The 19,570-nt window shown below is 37.4% G+C and carries 19 protein-coding genes and 1 pseudogene; 11 read left to right on the top strand and 9 right to left on the bottom strand.

What is annotated here, in order from left to right:
* Positions 1 to 86 precede the first annotated feature (86 nt).
* Positions 87 to 887, bottom strand: a pseudogene (locus IV88_RS03550) (HAD family hydrolase).
* A gap of 213 nt (positions 888 to 1,100) precedes the next feature.
* On the opposite strand from IV88_RS03550, the gene nrdI reads away from it, so the two are divergent.
* The 8 genes from nrdI (at position 1,101) to IV88_RS03515 (ending at position 7,421) form a co-directional block, all read left to right on the top strand.
* Positions 1,101 to 1,556: a class Ib ribonucleoside-diphosphate reductase assembly flavoprotein NrdI gene (gene nrdI / locus IV88_RS03545; protein WP_057798829.1), complete on the top strand. Its 456-nt coding sequence runs from the start codon at positions 1,101 to 1,103 to the stop codon at positions 1,554 to 1,556.
* A gap of 73 nt (positions 1,557 to 1,629) precedes the next feature.
* A complete protein-coding gene (locus IV88_RS03540; RefSeq protein ID WP_057798820.1) occupies positions 1,630 to 2,421 on the top strand; it encodes a tyrosine-protein phosphatase in 792 nt (263 codons plus the stop codon).
* 9 nt (positions 2,422 to 2,430) lie between these two features.
* Positions 2,431 to 3,375 carry an alpha/beta hydrolase gene (locus IV88_RS03535; RefSeq protein ID WP_057798816.1) on the top strand — a complete coding sequence of 315 codons (945 nt, stop codon included), beginning with the start codon at positions 2,431 to 2,433 and terminating at the stop codon, positions 3,373 to 3,375.
* Positions 3,376 to 3,932: 557 nt separating this feature from the next.
* On the top strand, positions 3,933 to 4,709 hold the full coding sequence (locus IV88_RS03530) for a tyrosine-protein phosphatase (protein WP_057798811.1): 777 nt from the start codon (positions 3,933 to 3,935) through the stop codon (positions 4,707 to 4,709).
* A 93-nt stretch (positions 4,710 to 4,802) separates the two neighbouring features.
* On the top strand, positions 4,803 to 5,270 hold the full coding sequence (locus tag IV88_RS03525) for an ASCH domain-containing protein (protein WP_057798807.1): 468 nt from the start codon (positions 4,803 to 4,805) through the stop codon (positions 5,268 to 5,270).
* Positions 5,271 to 5,281: 11 nt separating this feature from the next.
* Positions 5,282 to 5,950 carry an MFS transporter gene (locus IV88_RS09555; protein ID WP_371862094.1) on the top strand — a complete coding sequence of 223 codons (669 nt, stop codon included), beginning with the start codon at positions 5,282 to 5,284 and terminating at the stop codon, positions 5,948 to 5,950.
* 8 nt (positions 5,951 to 5,958) lie between these two features.
* The gene (locus tag IV88_RS09550; protein ID WP_371862093.1) at positions 5,959 to 6,498 is read left to right on the top strand and encodes an MFS transporter; all 540 of its coding nucleotides are present in this window, start codon (positions 5,959 to 5,961) and stop codon (positions 6,496 to 6,498) included.
* A gap of 68 nt (positions 6,499 to 6,566) precedes the next feature.
* The gene (locus tag IV88_RS03515) at positions 6,567 to 7,421 is read left to right on the top strand and encodes a hypothetical protein (RefSeq protein ID WP_057798805.1); all 855 of its coding nucleotides are present in this window, start codon (positions 6,567 to 6,569) and stop codon (positions 7,419 to 7,421) included.
* Positions 7,422 to 7,463: 42 nt separating this feature from the next.
* Here the strand turns inward: IV88_RS03515 and IV88_RS03510 are convergent, their stop codons facing one another.
* Both IV88_RS03510 and IV88_RS03505 read right to left on the bottom strand, forming a co-directional pair.
* Complete coding sequence (locus IV88_RS03510) at positions 7,464 to 8,366, bottom strand: YihY/virulence factor BrkB family protein (protein ID WP_057798804.1); 903 nt, start codon at positions 8,364 to 8,366, stop codon at positions 7,464 to 7,466.
* A gap of 15 nt (positions 8,367 to 8,381) precedes the next feature.
* A complete protein-coding gene (locus IV88_RS03505; protein WP_057798802.1) occupies positions 8,382 to 9,830 on the bottom strand; it encodes an MFS transporter in 1,449 nt (482 codons plus the stop codon).
* A 157-nt stretch (positions 9,831 to 9,987) separates the two neighbouring features.
* On the opposite strand from IV88_RS03505, the gene IV88_RS03500 reads away from it, so the two are divergent.
* A complete protein-coding gene (locus IV88_RS03500) occupies positions 9,988 to 10,452 on the top strand; it encodes a Fur family transcriptional regulator (RefSeq protein WP_057798800.1) in 465 nt (154 codons plus the stop codon).
* Positions 10,453 to 10,505: 53 nt separating this feature from the next.
* Here the strand turns inward: IV88_RS03500 and pta are convergent, their stop codons facing one another.
* The 6 genes from pta to IV88_RS03470 form a co-directional block, all read right to left on the bottom strand.
* On the bottom strand, positions 10,506 to 11,480 hold the full coding sequence (pta, locus tag IV88_RS03495; protein ID WP_057798798.1) for a phosphate acetyltransferase: 975 nt from the start codon (positions 11,478 to 11,480) through the stop codon (positions 10,506 to 10,508).
* A 16-nt stretch (positions 11,481 to 11,496) separates the two neighbouring features.
* Positions 11,497 to 12,693 (bottom strand): acetate/propionate family kinase, encoded by a 1,197-nt coding sequence (locus IV88_RS03490; protein ID WP_057798796.1) that lies wholly within the window; start codon positions 12,691 to 12,693, stop codon positions 11,497 to 11,499.
* A 133-nt stretch (positions 12,694 to 12,826) separates the two neighbouring features.
* Positions 12,827 to 13,972: a mannitol-1-phosphate 5-dehydrogenase gene (locus tag IV88_RS03485; RefSeq protein ID WP_057798794.1), complete on the bottom strand. Its 1,146-nt coding sequence runs from the start codon at positions 13,970 to 13,972 to the stop codon at positions 12,827 to 12,829.
* 29 nt (positions 13,973 to 14,001) lie between these two features.
* Positions 14,002 to 14,445, bottom strand: a complete 444-nt coding sequence (locus IV88_RS03480; protein ID WP_057798792.1) for a PTS mannitol transporter subunit IIA — start codon at positions 14,443 to 14,445, stop codon at positions 14,002 to 14,004.
* A gap of 9 nt (positions 14,446 to 14,454) precedes the next feature.
* Positions 14,455 to 16,518 carry a BglG family transcription antiterminator gene (locus IV88_RS03475; RefSeq protein WP_057798790.1) on the bottom strand — a complete coding sequence of 688 codons (2,064 nt, stop codon included), beginning with the start codon at positions 16,516 to 16,518 and terminating at the stop codon, positions 14,455 to 14,457.
* A gap of 35 nt (positions 16,519 to 16,553) precedes the next feature.
* The gene (locus IV88_RS03470) at positions 16,554 to 18,386 is read right to left on the bottom strand and encodes a PTS mannitol transporter subunit IICBA (RefSeq protein WP_057798788.1); all 1,833 of its coding nucleotides are present in this window, start codon (positions 18,384 to 18,386) and stop codon (positions 16,554 to 16,556) included.
* A 410-nt stretch (positions 18,387 to 18,796) separates the two neighbouring features.
* On the opposite strand from IV88_RS03470, the gene IV88_RS03465 reads away from it, so the two are divergent.
* Positions 18,797 to 19,162 (top strand): TetR/AcrR family transcriptional regulator, encoded by a 366-nt coding sequence (locus tag IV88_RS03465; RefSeq protein WP_057798787.1) that lies wholly within the window; start codon positions 18,797 to 18,799, stop codon positions 19,160 to 19,162.
* Between the two features lie 13 nt (positions 19,163 to 19,175).
* Positions 19,176 to 19,529, top strand: coding sequence for a hypothetical protein (locus IV88_RS03460; RefSeq protein ID WP_057798785.1), 354 nt, complete (start codon positions 19,176 to 19,178; stop codon positions 19,527 to 19,529).
* The last annotated feature ends 41 nt before the right edge of the window (positions 19,530 to 19,570 follow it).

The raw sequence follows: 19,570 nt of genomic DNA, 5'->3' as shown, positions 1-19,570 counted from the left end.
GTCAACCACAAAGGGATTATCGCATGTTAAGGCAATTTTATGGGGGCTTTTTTATAACGTATTCCTCAAACCGGTTTGTTCCACACTCAGTCTAATTCAAAATACTTCCGTAAAAACTTAGGTAAACCATCTTCTAGATTTGAGTCAGTTGTAAAGTCAGTTTCAGCTTTTAAAACATCGGGACTATTGCCCATTGTGACACCGACACCAACGGCTTTAAGCATTTCTAAGTCATTCATATCATTACCAAATCCAATTGTACGTTCAACCGGAATGCCGTATTGATCACTAATAGCACGAACGGCAGTGGCTTTAGAAATTCGACGTGGAATTAATTCTAGATTATCTGGTGATGATGAAGAAACGTTCAGTAAGTCGTGATCCAGTAGTTCTTTGCGCACCTTAGCTAACTTTTCTGGATCATTTCGATCAATAATGATTCCATTAATAATCTGATCACTCAAACCATGTAATTCATCGATATCCTTCACATGTGAAAAACTCCGACTACCATTTTTATCGGCCATAACACGCACACGGGCTAAACGACTCAACATCCATGGCTTTTCTTTGGTATAAAATGTCTTATCCGTTGAGAAGAAATTAACAGACATATCATTTGCTTGCGTAATTTCGTAAACGTCCTTTAAGGCTTTCCATCCTAAATGTTATTTGTGAATATGATGGCCTTTTTGATAGACAGAACCATTTGATGCAATTATTTCCACATCATTGTTAATCTTCTGCTGAATTAATTTTGCTAATGAGAGCATTCTTCCTGTGGCAATGTAAAAAATTGCTCCTTGATCTTGTAATTCTTTAATTGTCTTTTTAGTAAGTGCTGAAACGTTCTGATGATTATCAATCAACGTTCCATCTATATCCATAAATATCAAATATGGTTCCAAATTGTCGTCCTCCACTCATCTTAATAACTATTATTGTACTACAAAATGAATGCGTTTCCATTTCGAACCGTGATAAATCCTCATGCACACAACATACAGTATTTCAAGGATTAAATATCTCTAAATCTGGTATCAATTTAACCATCACCAGTGTAATATTAATACATAGATAATTTCTGGAGGTAGTCACTTATGAGCAAATCAATTTATATTTTATACATATCAATCGCCGGTAATACCCAGTCTTTTGTGGATGATTTAGAGGATTATGCTGAACAACAACATCAACTAGATGCTAATAATCCGCTCATCGTCAAGAAAGAAATTACCGATCAGACTGATTTTGAATCTGAAACCGATCCGTACTTCGCTTTTGTTCCAACATATCTAGATGGTGGAAATGGAATTGATAACGGTGTTAAAGAACTTATGACCAACATTTTAGGTGAATATATTGCTTATAAGGACAACCGTAAATTGTGCTTAGGTGTCATTGGTAGTGGTAATCGGAACTTCAATGAACAGTATTGTTTAACTGCTCGTCGTTATGCCAGCGATTACGGATTTGAAATGATTGATGACTACGAATTACGTGGAAATAGTACCGATTGCAAACGAATCTACGAAAACATGGCTGGTAGAATTTAATTTTCCCGCCGAATAGCTGTAGTTATGCTATGATTTAATCGTAAATAATCTTTTTATGGAAGGTTGATTAATAATGACAGAACAACGATTACTACCCATTCAACAAGGAACTAATTTCCGTGAACTTGGAGGCTACAAGAACCTTGATGGTCAAAGTATCAAGTGGCACAAATTAATCCGCTCTGGTAAATTAAACGAACTTACTGAACAAGATTTAGAATTTCTACGTAACTACGGATTGCAATATGATATTGATTTCCGTTCCCCTGAAGAACGTTCAGAAAGTCCTGACCGCGTTCCTGAAGGCGTTCAATACTCATTTAATCCAGTGTTTTCAGTTGATGAAACTCAAAGTTCCAAACAAACTGAATTACTTCAACGGAAAATGCGTATCGACCCAACTATTGGACGTACTGAAATGCAAAAAGTATACGTTGATTTAGTAAAAAATCCTCATGCTCAAAAAGCATATCGTACATTCTTTGATCAATTACTCGCTAACTCTGATGAAGACTCTGCTCTTCTATTCCACTGTACTGCTGGTAAAGACCGCACTGGAATGGGCGCCGTATTCTTACTAAACGCTCTTAATATCGACGAAGATACTATTCGTGCTGACTATTTATTAACTAACCGTGCTTCCAAATCAGTTGTAGATGCAATGACAAAGAGTCTTAAAATTAAGAACTCATCCGCTGCTTTCATTCAAAGTATGCAAGCTTTACAGTCAGTTCATATTTCTTACTACAACACCGCCATGCACGAAATCAATCAAATTTCAGGTAACGTGCATAACTATATGAATGAATACCTAAAAGTTAGCGATTCTGAAATTAAAGATTTACAAAAGATTTATTTGAACTAGGAGGCTACCTTGAAACGTAAATATCGAATTGGATTAGAAATATTAGCGCCAATCACTTTAGCGGCATCTGGTGTTGCCGCTGCAGCTACTCGATTCTATGATTATGCTTTTCGTCGTGTTGACTATGTTCCTGATGCAGCCGCCGATAAACAGAAGTACGCTGATGAATACTTTGAATATGTAAACTGGTTCAACTCGGTTCCTAGTGAACACTGGACTCTTCATAAAGAAGATCTTGAAAATCACGTCGAAGCAACTTTTATTCCTGCTGAACATCGATCTGATAAAACAGTTGTCATTGCTCATGGATACAAAGGCAATGGTGAAACGATGGCAAACTTCGCTAAAATGTTCTATGACAATGGATTTAATGTTGTCTGTCCCGATGATCGTGCTCACGGAACTAGTTCTGGTGACTACATCAACTTTGGTTGGTTAGATCGTTTGGATTACGTGGAATGGGCTAAAATGGTTGTTGATAAAATCGGAGATAACTCTGAAATTGTTTTATTTGGCGTAAGTATGGGTGGTGCAACCATTCAAATGACTAGTGGTGAAAAATTACCACCACAAGTTAAAGTTCTCATTTCAGACTGTGGTTATTCAAGCTTGGATGAAGAGTTAACTTACCTACTTAAAACTCAATTTCATTTACCAAGAACACCATTGACACAAATTATTAGCCAAATTAATCGGCGTCGTCTAGGGTTTTCAATTGACGAAGTTTCTTCAGTTAAACAGTTACAGAAAAACAAGCTACCTATTATGTTTATTCATGGTGAAAAGGATCTTTACGTCCCTACCTCAATGCTTGAAAAGTCTTACGCAGCAACGCAAGGACCTAAAGCAAAGTGGATTGTAAAGAACGCTGTTCATGCTGAAAGTTTCTGGATTAACCCAATTGAATATAAAAATAGAGTTATGGATTTTATAAATCAAAATTTATTCAAGTAAACTTTTGATTTTCCATACAATTACGTAACAAAAAATTCACATTTTACTTGTAGTATAATACTCATAGGCAATGGTAATCCCAAACCATTGTTTCTCAAAAACTTTTATTCTGATTACTCCTCCAAAGTACAGAATTTAGTTAACAACCTACTCCCCAAAAAGAAGCCTGTGAGCTTCTTTTTTTTCGTTTAAATGTGTGTTCTATTTAAACGAGCTATTCAAATGCTTTTAACCATACTTCTCTTCTGAAACGTGTTCCTAAAATCTGCTCTTTGCGCTTACTACGAAAAGTAATCATTACCTAACCCGTAATAATCACTTTCCTATGTAATGCTCAAGAGCAACCCGATTTTATCCACACTCTAGTTTTGAAACGTGCTCCTCAAACCAAACTTTTCCGTTTAGCTACAAACAGAGAACATTCCCCCAACCCGGAAATATTCTCTGTTTTATGCTAATACTCAAAGTCTAACCGGTTTGATCCACACTCTAGTACATATCACTTTTTGTTCCATACACCGGGCGGTATAATTAGTTCAGTTATGGAGGTTGATCAGATGAAACGGGAAAGAATTTTAAATGTAGAAGGTGCTGTTAACTTTCGAGAATTGGGTGGCTATCCCACAATTGATAATAAAAGCTTGAAGTGGCAAAAATTATTGCGTTCGGGAGAATTGGCTCGACTAAGTAAAAAGGCTCTTCGCAATTTAGACGAATATGGTTTGAAATACGATATTGATTTACGCTCACCTGCTGAGGTTGAATGGGTCAAAGACCGAATTCCCAAGGACACGATTTATCGTTCTTATCCAGTTTACCCAATTCGCGATGGCGAACAATCTGATTTACCAAAACAAGTAGCATGGACCTATCAAGCTAAGACCAATTACTATGATCCGTACTTACTAATGGTTTTGGGAGATCATCCTCGTGTGGCCTTTCGTCAAATGTTTATCGACATGTTAGATAACTCGGGTGAAAATCAGTCCCTACTTTTCCACTGTGCCGCTGGAAAAGATCGAACAGGAATTGGTGCTTTAATTATCTTATCTGTTTTAGGCGTTCCATATGACATCATTAAACAAGACTACCTACTGACTAATGTGGTATATAACAGTTATGACCAGGACCAACTACGCCATCAGTTAAATCATCAACATGTTTCAGATGTTATCAATGAAATGAATAGCAACTTCCAAGTTCAGAGTCACAATCTGGATCAAGCTAATCAAGCAGTTTTAGATGAATTTGGAACTTGGCAAAATTATTTTATCAAGGCCTTAGAGTTCAGTGAAGATGATTTGGCCGATCTTAAAAAGCTATATCTTGAGTAATTTGTAAATTCCTACTCCGCTTCCTAGCCTTTGCGAAAACGGTTTCATAGTGCTAAACTAAGTTACAATATATAGCGAGGGGAAGGGATTTTTATGGCAACACCATCAGAAACATTATGGAATAAATTTATCGAAAAGAATCACATTACAGGTAAGACATTTCAAACCCGTTGGTTCGGTGAACAAGACAATCCTGAACAAATCAACAGAATTAATGAACAATTATTAACAGGACAACGGAATTCAACATCTAAACCTTTGGCATACTATGCTTCCGAACAAGAAGCTGTCCCTCAGGTTGGTGACTACTACGTTCTTCTAAATGGCGATATGAAACCTGTTGCAGTCATTGAAACAGTGGTTTCAGAATTAATCCCATTTTTACGTGTCTCTGCGGAACATGCATACAATGAAGTTGATAGTGACCAGACTCTTGAAAGTTGGCGTACCAACAGTAAGGAAAACTTCGAGAAGTTAATGCAAAAATACGATGCTCACTTCAACGAAGAGAATCCAATTGTTTGTGAAGTAGTTAAAGTTGTATACCGTCCTGAAGACTAGGATGATATTTAATGAATGAAGCACCAACAAAATCTTGGAAAATTAATATTGGATATTTTATAACCGCCCAGAACTTTTTCTTATTTGGTTCTTCGGCGGTTTATTTTGCTATTTTATGGTATATCGCACTCAAATCATCGTCTGGAACTTGGATGATGCTTGCGACTCTGGCAACCACACTCCCCCAGATTTTAATTTCACTTTGGGCCGGAACATGGTCAGATAGATTTAATCGACGAAATCTTTTAATCTTGGCGAGTCTTTTTACGACAGTCTTTACAATTTTAATTGCGGTCATCTATTTTTTTGTCGACCGTAGTTTGTGGCTGTTACTAGCAATTGCTGCAATACGTTCGTTAGGAACTGGTGTGGCTACTCCGGTAGGAAATTCCTTATTACCCGAGTTAACACCTCACGACAACCTAACCCGTGTAAACGGAATTAATCAGACCGCTAATTCAATTCTGTTACTTATTTCTCCTCTGGTGAGTGGTTATATCCTGGGACATCTAGGTATCATGGCGGTCTTTATTATTGATTTAATTACTTCATTTGGCGGAATTGGATTATTAGTACTGATTAAATTACCACAGATTAAAAAAGTTCAGCCCAAAGAATCAACTGGATCAATCCCTCAGATCATCTCTGGATTGAAGTACACATTTGGTAACTCAGGTTAAGACTTTTAATGATATTTACAGTCACTTCCTTTATCCTGATTGCTCCTTCTTCACAGTTATCAACCCTCTTCGTTAAACGAACATTTGGATCTGGAGTATGGTTGTTAACCTTTAATGAGTTACTATGGACAATCGGTGCCGCGCTTGGTGGAGTGTACATTTCGATTCATTCCAAGATTCTACACAAAATACGCTGGATCACATTTGGATTTATCGGATCTGGATTATGCTTTGTTGCCATGGGATTGGTTAAACCGTTTTGGGTTTACTTAATCTTCATGTTTGGCTCTGGAATTTGCATGCCAATTATTCAAGGAACTACTAATATTCTGATTCAAGAAAATGTTCCCAACGAATGGATGGGACGCGTGTTCTCAATCCTTCAAATTGTATCAACTGGTATCTACCCAATTGCTATGTTGTTTTTCGGACCATTAGCTGATGTAGTTGATATTAAATGGATCTTGGTATCAACCGGACTCTTATTAACTATCATTGCGGTACTATTCTACTCACGCTTTAAAGCTCGAAACTTATATATTGACTAAAATTTATCGTTTCATTTTAACGGTAACACCTCACAATGCTATAATAAGGGCATTAAAGGAGGTTTATTATGCAAAATCGAAATACTCCACAACTTAGAATTTCAAACTTTGATGTAACTTCACAACTGGGTTATCATCAACAAAATATTCTTCAAACAGCTGGTGTCACGGCAATTGATTATCAGGGAAATGATATTACTAGCTCAGTCATGATTGATGACCGCCAAGTTGATTACGACCATCCCGGACTCTACCGCGCCATGGTTAGTGTCCAAGACGCTGAAGGCAACTATGCTGAAACACCAATTAGTGTTAATGTCGTTCGTGATCCTGGTGCTTTAAGCAATCCTAATGCTCGACAAAATATTCCAGGAGCTAACATGCAACCACCATATCGCACTAAGCGCCGTCATTATGGGTGGCTTTGGGCTTTATTAGCAGTTGTAGTTATCGTAGTTGGTTGGGGCTTCTGGACACAGGTTCAGCAGAAAAACGCTGCTCTATCAGATGCAAGTAGTCAAAGCAGTAAGGCTTCATCCCTTTCATCTGCTAATAACCAATCATCCCAAACTAACGATAAACTAAAGAATGTAAATGATGGTTTAAAACAAGAAGTTTCTGATTTGAAGCAAACGGTCACAGACTACAAGAATACTAACGACCGTCAGCAGTTCACGCAAAAGATGGATCAACTTCAAAGTCAAAACCAGACTTTACAAAATCAAATTCAAGCTCTCCAGCAAAACAGTGTGACACAAGCCTTATCTAAGACAGTAAGTGGTTTGTCCGACTCAATGGATAAAATTAGCCAAGCTCAAACAGCTGATCAAGCTAACGATGCCTTAAACAATGCTAATATCAATAACACTTTGGATGGCATTAAAGATCAGATTAGTAATATCAAATCTAAATTAGGTCTATAACAAAAAAATTGGAACTAACTCATCTGAGTTGGTTCCAATTTTTTATTTGTGTCGTTTAATTCGATATTTATTAGCAACCTTCCGTAAACTACCGGAGGTTTCTTCAATTCGGCCAGTACGAAGTTCTTGCCACGTGGCGTTGATTACTCCACCGAACATGATGATCATTGCTGAGAAGTTCAACCAGAACATGATAGCAATGAATGTTCCTAAAGTTTTGTAACTATTAACTGAACGAGCGAAGAATCTTAGATAGTACGAGAAGAATTGCGATAGAATAATGGAACCGATTGTAGCAACCGCAGCTCCAGGGAGCGCATATTTAAACTTAATTTTAGCATTTGGTACTAAGTAATAAAGTAATGCCAAACTGATAAACAGACCAATCAATGCAATCGGCCATTTAACCTGACCCACGAAGTTAAACCAGTCCGTCGGCAAATTCAGAATTGGTGTTAGATAACTGATTAAAGTTTGTCCAAAACTGAAGATGAAGATGATTACACCCATCACAACAATGATGATGATTGTCAGAATAAAGGCTACTACTCGATTGATAATTGGGTTCTGGTATTTAGCTACCCCATATGCCCGATTAATGGTTCGTTGAAAGGCCGCTACCGCCTGACTAGCTGAGTAAAGCGTCAAGATAATACCAAATGACAATAATTCGCCATTTCCCTCACTCAGGAAGTCTTTCACAATCGGTTCCGTTATATTATAGATTGTTTCGGGAACCACGGTCTCGATGTATTCCAACACTGTTTTTACTTGAATATGGAAAACTGGTAACAAGCTTCCCAAAAGAATTACTACTGGGAAAATCGATAATAACAAGTAGTACGCCAACACAATTGAGTTGTTAACCACTTCGGACTCGTTAAACCGTTTCAAAAGTGCTTTTGAAAAAGTCACCACTGGCCCTTTAAATTTTTTGAAGTTCATTACATTCCAACCTGTCTATTTATTGGGATGATTTTTAGATCTCAGCGTTTCGATAAATGTTAAAGTATGCCCCAACATCATCGTAATAGCCCAGTTAAAAATCGTTATAACAAAGATTATAAAAAATACTGCTCGATAACCTGATAACGATGCCAATGTGCCTGGCAACGTCCCCCCAACCTCAGATTCCGTAATTTGCTGCAAAAGTACTGTTAAAACTGTTAATCCTAAACTTGCTAGATAAAATGTACATTGATCGAAGGTTTGACGATTTTTCCGTCTTGTCGCGCCCTTTTGTTTATGTAAAACTTCTTTTCGATTAGCAATTGCTAAAATTCCATGTCCGAGTTCAATCAAACTTGAAATAACGATGAACGCCACTAGATTTAATGAGCTAGCAAAAATGGCCATAATCAACCATCCTGTAGCCAAGATAGCAGAACCGATTTTAATTTTTGTTAATCGTGATATTTTTAATTTGTTACTGAGCTTTGTTCCAAAGAAAACTCCACCAAAAAATACGGCTACTGATGGAATGAGTGACAAACTCGTCAAGAATACTGAATAGTGTAAGCCTTGTTCTAAATACAGAACGCCGATTGTTAATACTGCCATCATTGACATAGCGGCCACAGCTGAGTTGAACGTTAGTACACTAAATTTAACATTCAAGAAGACTCTCAAGCTACTTTTTTGTTTCAGAACATATTGATTGTAAATAATATAACCAATGATCAATAGTAAGCTACCGATAAATACTAGAGTTTTAACCTCTAGTGGAACTGCTTTAACTAGCGAGGACCCGACACTCCATACAAATCCTAAGAATCCAATTGATAATAAGATTGAGTACCAGTCCAAATTCAGCTTGTGGACCTCTAATTCAGTAGTTAACCAAATACTAGCAACAAGGGCTAATACAGCCAACGCCAAAACTAGATAATAAACAAAACGCCAGTCCGCAACTGAAACTAATATACCTGGAATAATGATCGATAAACCAAAGGTAACGCTAATTACTATTTTACGACCAATCCCAACATAACCCTGATAATTGTTCGGAAGTAGCACACGAACTAGTGGAATAACAATTGGGAAAAACAACCCAAAACTAACTGCCTGAATTATTTTTCCAACAAAGATCCAAGCAAATGCTTTACTAGCAAGCATTAAAACTGTTCCAATCAGAAAAATTAATAAACTAATTTGATACATCCGACGAACTGAGCCTAGTCTCAACCAAGCCGATCCGATTGGATACATAATCGCAATTAAGGCAATTGGAATTGTATTAACCAGCTGAACACTGGCGATTCCAATGTCATTTACCCGGAGGATGTCTGGTAACATAACCATGGTAGCTAACATGCTAAAGAGCATCACCACCATACCGCTTACGAAAACGATGGCATTGATAGACTCACTTTTAGCGATTGGCTTAGCTTTGTGGCCGCTTTTATCCATGCCAGTTCCTCCCAAAATCATTTTACTTCAATTCTATTGATTTCAAGCAGTAATGTAAAGCGGTTTTAGTGTCTTTTTTAAGAAATTCACGAACATTTGTAATCAATTGAAAGCAATCCCAAAAAGTGTTTAAATAAAGGAGAAAAGGAGGTTGATTATGAGCGATACGGATAAGACCATTCAAGAAGCAATTGACCAGCTGCGTGCTAAACACATTCGAATAACTCCGCAACGGACGCTTGTGCTCACCTATTTGATTACGAAACGTAATCATCCAACGGTTGAAACAATTTATTCGGCGATTAATCACGAAGAACCTTCACTTAGTCTTGCAACGGTTTATAACACTTTAAAACTATTTGTTGATCAAGGCATGGTTTTGGAGCTTTCTGGAAATGACGAAAGTATTCATTACGACTATTATGGATCACCCCACTACCATGTAATTTGTACAAACTGCGGTAAGATTATCGACGTGACATATCCCGATTTTGCCAAGGACTTACAAAAAATCGATCGCATTGCTGCTGAACAAACTGGGTACAAAATTACTGGTAACCACGTTGAAGTTCAGGGTATATGTACAGACTGTCAGACAAAATTAGCTAATCAAAAAAACTAGATTCAAACCTCTTAGGTTTTGAATCTAGTTTTTATTTCGTATTAAACTTTTAATTAAAGACTTTGAGCTGCAGTAATGATAGCAACTTTATAAACGTCTTCTTCACTAGCACCACGAGATAAGTCGGATACTGGAGCATTGAGACCTTGTAAGATTGGTCCGATAGCTTCAAAGTGACCTAAACGTTGAGCAATCTTGTATCCAATGTTACCGGATTGTAGTTCAGGGAAGATAAAGACAGTAGCTTTACCAGCAACTTCTGAATCTGGGGCTTTACTTGCACCAACATCTGGAACAAAGGCTGCATCAAATTGGAGTTCACCATCGATTGGTGTTTTCGGATCACGTTCTTGAGCTAACTTAGTAGCTTCTTGAACTTTAGTAACCATATCACCAGCTGCAGAACCTTTAGTTGAGAAGCTAAGCATTGCAACCTTAGGATCAATATCGAACAAACGAGCTGTTTCAGCACTTTGAACTGCAATTTCAGCTAATGTCTTAGCGTCAGGATCGATGTTAATAGCAGCATCTCCAAAGACATAACGTTCATTGTTACGTTGCATGATGAATGCTCCACTAATGCGGCTCATTCCTGGTTTAGTCTTAATAATCTGTAAAGCAGGGCGAACTGTATCACCAGTAGCATGTACAGCACCAGAAACCATAGCATCAGCTTGCTTCATGTAAACAAGCATCGTACCGAAGTAATTGACGTCTTTCAACATTTCAATTACTTGTTCCTCAGTATTCTTGCCAGCCCGACGTTCAACTAATGCCTGCACCATTTCTTGGTGTTTTGCCTCGTCGTATGAACTAGGATCAATAATAGTTACTGCATCTAAGTTCAAATCCTCTTTGGCAGCAGCATCCTTAATGGCTGATTCGGAACCAAGTAAAATTGGTTTTACTAGTCCATCTTTTGCCAAACGAACAGCAGCCGTTAAAATACGTAAGTCTTCTCCTTCTGGGAAAACCACCGTTTTGTTTTGACCTTTAATCTTCTCTTTTAAACCATCAAATAAATCCATTCTCAATTACGCTCCCTTATTTTTCGTTTTTAAACTTTTCAACTTCACGAGCAATTGCTAATTCTTCATCAGTCGGAATAACCATCATTGGAACTCCAGAGTTTGGTTTAGTAATAAACCGTGCTCCACTACCATTTTGATTGATTTCGTCGTCAACTTCAACATTAAATAGTTTCAAAGCACGTCCAATTCGGCCACGCATCTTCCAACTATTCTCGCCAATCCCAGCTGTAAATACGATCCCATCAATAGATCCTAGTTCTGCAGCATAAGAACCGATATACTTCACAATGTTATTAACAAAAATATCAATTGCTAACTGAGCTCGTGGATTAGAATCCTTTTGATCTTCAATATCACGCAAGTCTGGGGAAATACCTGAAATACCAAATAGTCCTGATTTCTTGTTCAAAATATCGATAAAGTCATTGGGATTTTTAACTTGCAGCTTTTCCATCAGGTAAGCAACTAGCGAAGCATCTACATCACCAGATCTAGTGGCCATAGTAATCCCTGATAGAGGTGTAAATCCCATTGACGTATCATAAGACTCGCCATGTTTAATCGCTGTAATCGAGCCACCAGCGCCCAAATGAAGCGTAATTAAATTTAACTCTTCAAGTGGTTTACCCATTAATTTAGCAGCACGTCCGGCCACGAACTTGTGACTAGTACCATGTGCACCGTATTTACGAACTCCGTACTTTTCATAATATTCATAGGGAATACTGTAAATATAGTTCTTAGCAGGTAATGATTCATGAAATGAAGTATCAAAAACTGCAACGCTTGTTACATTAGGCAAAACCTTCTTAAAAGCTTTGATTCCAACGGCATTAGCCGGATTATGTAAAGGAGCGTACTCCTTTAGATCTTCAATCTGTTGTAGTGCTTTATCAGTAATCAAGGCAGAATCCTTAAAGATTTCACCACCTGCAACAACACGGTGACCTACCCCAGTGATTTCATCATAACTTTTAATGATTTTCTGAGATAAAAGCTCATTCAATAATAAATTAACTGCTTCTTCGTGATTTTTAATTGGTTGTTTAATTTCTTTTTTTTGACCGTCAGCTGTTTTAATCGTGAAAACCGAACCGTCGATTCCAATTCGATCTACCGCACCAGATGCAATAACTGTTTCTTCGGGCATTTCGAATAGTTTGAATTTTAGCGTTGAACTACCAGCATTAATAGAGATTGTCTTTTCCATGTGATAATCACTCCTTAAACTTCTTCAGATTATTGTAACCCATTACACCGGTAACAGCACAGCATAACGCGTTGTAAAATCCTGTCCATACACAAAAAGATTGTGGCATAATCGTCGCAATCTTATCTGTTAACTAAGCCTTTTCGTTGTATGATTTAACGATTTCATCGATTAAATCTTGGTCTTTTAAGTTTGTAACTTCTTTTACAACTTCTTCAACTGATTTTTCTTTAAGAAGTGCTTGAAGTTTTTGACTCTCGTCATCGGCTGGTTCGTTGAAACGAAGCATCATACCAACAGTATCCAATAGAACACTGTAATCTAATCCACGTTCCTTAAGTTCACGGATTGGACGGATGAAACGTTCGTCAAAGCCTAACTTACGGATTGGTGTACGACCAACACGAGCAATATCATCTGAAATATATGGGTTTTGGAAACGACCAATAATCTTTTCTTGGTAAGCTTTGTGAGTTGCTGGGTCAAAGTTCCACTTGTGAATTAAGAGGTCACCTGTTTCAGCTAAAGCACCCTTTAATTGGTTAAGAACCTTTTCGTCTTTGATAGCATCACCGATTGTTTCGTAACCGTTGAATTTTCCAGTATAAGCAACTGTTGCATGACCTGTATTAACTGAGAATAACTTACGTTCGATAAATGGATCGAGTGATTCAGCATATTCAACACCATCTAATTTAATAGAAGGATTCTTCATTTGTGATTCATCAACAACCCATTCCTTGAATGGTTCAACAGATACAAATAGTGGATCATCATGTTTTTGAATTGGGACAATTCGGTCAACAGCGGCATTAGGGAAGCCAATGTATTCGTCAGCAAATTTTTTATCGTCATCTGAAAGCGTCTTGTAAACTTCACCCTTTAAGAATTGTGAACCACCAATCATGTTTTCACATGCAATCACATCTAATTTAGTTGTGTTGTTAGCTTTTTGACGTGCTTTAATTCCGTCAGCAATCAAAGGTGCGATGAATGGTAAAATCTTGGGACCAATTGCAGTTGTAACAAGGTCTGTCTTAGCAATGGCGTCAACAACCTTTTCTGGTTCCTTGCCGTTGTTAATTCCGTTAACACCTTTTACAGTGATTTTCTTGTGTCCTTCAGCAGCTAGTTCAACTTCATACGTTCCACGTTTGTTAATTTCATCAATAACTGTTTCATTAACATCAACAAATGTAATTGTAAATCCGTTGTCTGCTAGTGTTTCTCCAATAAATCCACGTCCAATATTTCCTGCTCCAAAATGTACATCATTCATCATAATTAACTTCTTTCTTTTTTATATTTCTAATCAATATCTTTTAGTAAATCGATGATTTCGTCAGCTGATTTTGCATCGGCTAATTTAACCACGTTATTAACATCACTACAGAAAACGGCAATCTTAGATAAGATATCCAAATGTTCGCCATTTAGTCCGGCAATTCCGAAGACCACTGTAACCACTTTTTCATCTTCGTTATCACCACTAAAATCAACACCCATTGGTACTTGAACTACTGAAATACCAGTTTTCTTAATGTACTTCTTACCTTCGTCAGTACCATGAGGAATGGCAATAAAGTTACCCATGTATACTGATACATCGCGGTTACGAGCTTGCATGGATTCGATATATTCTGGTTCTGCACATCCACTATCTACAAGTAACTGACCAGCCAGCCGAATTGCTTCTTCTTTAGTTGCTGGATGTTGGTCTAAGAGGATCATGTCCTTTTGTAAAGCTTGCATATCGTTCACCTATCTCCCTTTATTTATTATTTGAATGAACTCACTACCAATTATTTTCGTTAGAACATCGCGCTTACTTTGTTCAAATTGTTCTGTCTTAGCTTTGTTAGAAATCACCAACGTACTGATACTTGCCATCAAATCATTTTCAACCGGTGTCATCGTGGCTGGTCCAAGAAGTAATACAATTCGTTTTAACTCGATATTCACACCACCCATTGCCGGAAATTTCATTGGCTCCTTCAGTTCATAGATGGAACTGAACGGATGCTTGATGTTTCGACTAGTTGTATGAACTAGGGCTAAATTAGTTTCTGGCAGTCCAACTGCTCCAATTGCAATTCGGTGCAATAGCTTACCAACTACTTCGTTTGTATCACGCACAATTTCAGGTTCTAATTTCATAACAATTTGTTTTAAAATTTCTGCCATTGTGGAAGCTTGATTATCAATTACTGAAATTTGAAAATTATCTAAAATTCCTTTTGCTGCACTTACCTTCCGATAATATTCATCAAAATCTTCTGGTTTCGTGATACTATCTTCTGTTACTTTCAGATTTCCTGGTGTCCGTAAGATATGTTTCTGAATATAGTCTCGAATTGAATCGATTTCCTCATCCAATAACAACGGACTAACAATGCGGTAATCTTCGTTAAATCCTGGCAACTCAATGGTTGATAGAATTAAATCAAATTCATCGAAATCAAGATCTAACAGCGCTGAAGTTCTCGCAACACTGACTCGGTTTACTTCTGGAATTCGCCGTAACAGACGATTTCGTAAAATCTGTGCCGTTGCAATTCCATTTGGGCAAATAACTAAAACTGATAAGGATCTCGTTTTGATTCCTAGTTCTAAAGCGTTGCCAAACAATACTTCAACGTTTTTTAACTGCTGGTCTGAAAGTTTTGCTTCATTAAAGAACTTGCTTAAATTGGATTGAACAATCTGATTTAAATCATCACGGTCAACTTTGATATCCGTTAGTACTGGCTCACTGTCCAGTTCAGCAATATCATTTGCAATCGGATTACTGAATATCAACATCAAATTGTTATACAAATCTCGATCAGTTCCAAAGTCCCAACCAAAGTCAGAACTAACTTGGTTCACAAACTGTTTCACTAAGAACGAAAGCTTCAAATCATAATCTTCTAATGACTGGAACTCGTTTGTAGCTTGTTGCAATCCCTGCATTTGCAAGGTGAAGTAATTGACTTCCAAACTAGTAATAATCTTTTTAACTGCCGGATCAAACTTTAAGAACACATCTAATGTGGTGCGTTGATCTTTCAAAATACGTTCTCGATCAAAATCCGGTAGCTTCTTAATCAGCCTGCCGACCTTCATTCGTTTCAACATCACAGCTAACACGATAATGATTCGCTGTAGTTGAGCATCCGACATCTGCTTGAAGTAGGTCTGTTGGAATAAACGAATAACTCGGTAACTCTGTTCAATCACATCCATTCCAATCAAGCTCATAAAGAACTGAGCTGACGAAACGTTTGGATCAAATAACTGAGGATTTGCTAGATTTCTGAAAAACTCAAACGGATTAATTTCGTTATCAATGATTGCAACTAAGAGATTCCGAATATCAAATTCGTCACCCTTAATTTCAATCCCCCGCGCTTTTTGTCGCAGGAGTTTAATTTGATAATCATTAAAAATCTCTTCTAGTGAATTCAAATCTTTTGAAATTGTTGCAATACTAGCGTGGAAATCAATCGCAAACGTCTGCATCTTTTCAGGTTCTTGACCATTTAATAGTCGAACCGCAATCGCACTTTGACGTTGTTGAACCGTTAAATCTAGATTATCCTGATCGTTCTTAATTGCTTGACGCAATTTTTTTAGATTTTCAGGAGCCCCAGTCAACTGGTAGCGATGTTTTAAATTCTTAATCACCACTTCATAATTTTGAAGTGTGTCATTTAAATCTGTAAATTCACGATAAATGGTTCTTCGGCTCGCGTGTAAACTCTCTTCCATCTGTGTCATTTTCAACCCATCGGGGTAATCCAACAGATATCCGATTAATTTATGTTCTCGTTCCGAAAATTCCATTTATTTCTCCTCCAATGAAACTGTTTCCATTGCCGTTATTTAAGCTCTGAAACCATCTTATCATAATCAGGAGAGTTCAATAGATCTTTTGTTGAAAATACTTGAATATTTGTGTAACGAGTCTTCAAATTCTTAGCTGCTTCGGGTGTAACGATCACAAGACGATTTTCATCATCTTCAATATCATTAATTCCCAAACTCTTAACAGTTGCAGCCTTACTATTCTTCTTTACTCGATCTTTCATTAATGAAGTTGCCATTGTGGCAGTTCCAACTTTGTCATCATCACGTAAGAAGTCAATTTCGCTAATCTTAGCAAAATCAATGTTATCTAAGGCGCCACTTGGAGTGCTCTTTGCTGCTGGTGCTGGTTTAGGTTCTGCAGCACTTGAGTCCATTTGATCACGAGCCTTAAGGTTAAGAACAATACTGTCATACTTAGGACTGCTTAAGAAGTTATCAACAGCGATTCTCATAGCATTTGGAGCTTTTTGAGCTGCACGGTCTGCTAATTCATCTTGTGTAACAACTAATAATCCTGGTTCATCTTTCAAGTTATTGATAGCAGTGTTTGTAACTGACATATCAATACCTGCTTTTTTAACTTTGTCACGGAGTAATGAAGCTCCCATTGCAGATGATCCCATTCCGGCGTCACATGCGAAGATAATCTTCTTAACATTGTCGTAGTTGGCAACAACGTCACGAGCATTTTCAATATTTTCTGAAGATGCTTCTGAGCTATCACCGCTCTTCATTGCTGACATTTGAGCTGTAGCATCTTCCAAACTTGCTGCGTCTGTATCAGGTGTCTTGTCACGACGTAAAATGATTGCCGAAACAATAAATGATGCAGCAGCTGCTAACGTAACACCGAGAATCAAACCAATAAAGTTACTTACTGATTTTGGTGACATTGCAAGTAATGTGAAGATTGAGCCTGGTGATGGTGTAGCTTTCAAACCAACGTTCATAACACTAAATACTGTTGTACCAGTAACACCACCGGCAATAACTGCTAGGAATAGTGCTGGTTTCATTAATACGTATGGGAAGTAAATTTCATGAATACCACCGAAGAAATGAATAATTGCAGCACTTGGAGCTGAAGCTTTAGCTGTTCCTTTACCAAAAATTGAAAAGGCAAGTAGAACACCAAGACCAGGACCTGGATCTGGTTCCAATAGGAAGAGAATTGATTTACCTGCATGTGATGCAGCTTCCAAACCTAATGGAGTCAAGATTCCTTGGTTAATCGCATTGTTCAAGAATAAAATCTTAGCTGGTTCAATGAAGATATTAGCTAATGGTAATAAATGAACTGAGATAATGTAATTAACACCGGCACCCATGATTGCACTTGCAGCGGCAACGATAGGTCCCATAATGAAGAATCCTAAAATTGCTAAAATCATACCTAAAATTCCGGCTGCAAAGTTGTTAACCAACATTTCAAATCCTTGACGGATATGTGGTTGAACTGCGTCATCCCACTTCTTAATTAACCATCCACCAAGAGGTCCCATAATCATGGCACCGATAAACATTGGAGTTGATGTACCAACGATAACTCCCATTGTGGCAATTGCACCAACAACACCACCACGATGTCCGGCGATAATTTCACCACCGGTATAACCAATCATTAGTGGTAACAAGAAAGTAACCATGGGTTTAACCATTGTTGCCAATCCTGCGTTCGGAGCCCAGCCACCTGGGATAAAGATAGCGGTAATAAGTCCCCAAGCGATAAAGGCACCGATGTTCGGCATAACCATACCACTCAAGAAACTACCAAATTTCTGCATTCGAGCCTTAAGAGATTTTTTCTTAGGCTTTGCTTCTGTCGAAGAAACTGTGTTTTGCATAGTTAAAACTCCTTTCTCTTTTCTACAGTTTCTATCTTAGAATGTTAGGTAAGCGTTTACAACAGTTTGTAGTGTCGTCTTTGGCACAGTTTTTGTGTCAAAATGAATTTAGTGGTTTTAGTGATTGAAATAAGGGCTTTCTGATGGTGTGCTAATTTTAGCGTGATGTTCTGTTCGCGTAAAAAGAGGCGCTCACTGGTTGGGCTGGAACGTGGTGGGCATTGTTTTGAACCAACCTTTGGTTGTTTCAAAATCAAGTCTTATTCTAAGCGGTAAACCGCTAAGATTAATTTCACCACTGAGCCCACCCAGTGACCCCCTCTTTTTGACTTATATCTATATTACTAAATCGTTAATTTTTAACCATCTTCATATTTGACTGAACGTTCAAACAAGACTATACTAAAAATATGGTAAATAAGAAAAATTTTATTGTAAAAGATACATTAGTAAAAATTGGATACCTTTTTATTAAAAGTGGCTACAATGGAACATCACTTGAAGATATTGTTCAAACAACCGGAATACTACGAGGAAGTCTATATGGCACATTTGGAAGTAAAGAAGGAATGTTTATTGATGCTCTCAAGGTAAGCTTGGACAGTAGTGATCCGGAACTCAAATGGGGATTAATTATGGTTGCTATGCTTGAAGTAACACCTAGAAGTAAAAAAACATACAATTTAATTCAATCTTGGTATTTAAAACAGCATAATGAAAATATTGCTGAACTAATAGGTCAAGAATTGTTAAAGCATAGTGGTATTTTAAAATGAAAGGACAGTTATTATGCAGAATAAGGTAGAAATTAAAGATAATCAGTTAATTATCATTCCCCAGGGAATAAATAAATTAACATCTCTAAAAAAAAGACTTGAAATACCACTGCAACATGTTCAAGGTGCATCTATTGATATGGAAATATTAGATGAGAGTGCTGGTTTCAGAGGACCAGGAACAAAGTTAAATAATTATTGGGCTGGCACTTTTAGAAAAGATGGAGAAAAAACTTTCTTTAATATTAAGAGTGCAGATCACAAACCTGTAGTAGTACAATTAGCAAATGAAAATTACACTAGATTAGTCTTAGGGGTTGATAATCCCGAAGAAATTGTAGATTTAGTTAACAATAGTATAAATTAGTTATTACTAGAAAAAGACGTACAAAGAAAGCTTACCTTGTA

This window comes from Pediococcus argentinicus, assembly GCF_001437605.1.
GTDB lineage: Bacteria > Bacillota > Bacilli > Lactobacillales > Lactobacillaceae > Pediococcus > Pediococcus argentinicus.
Note: the sequence above shows the minus strand (reverse complement) of the source record. Positions and strands in the feature narration are given on the sequence as shown.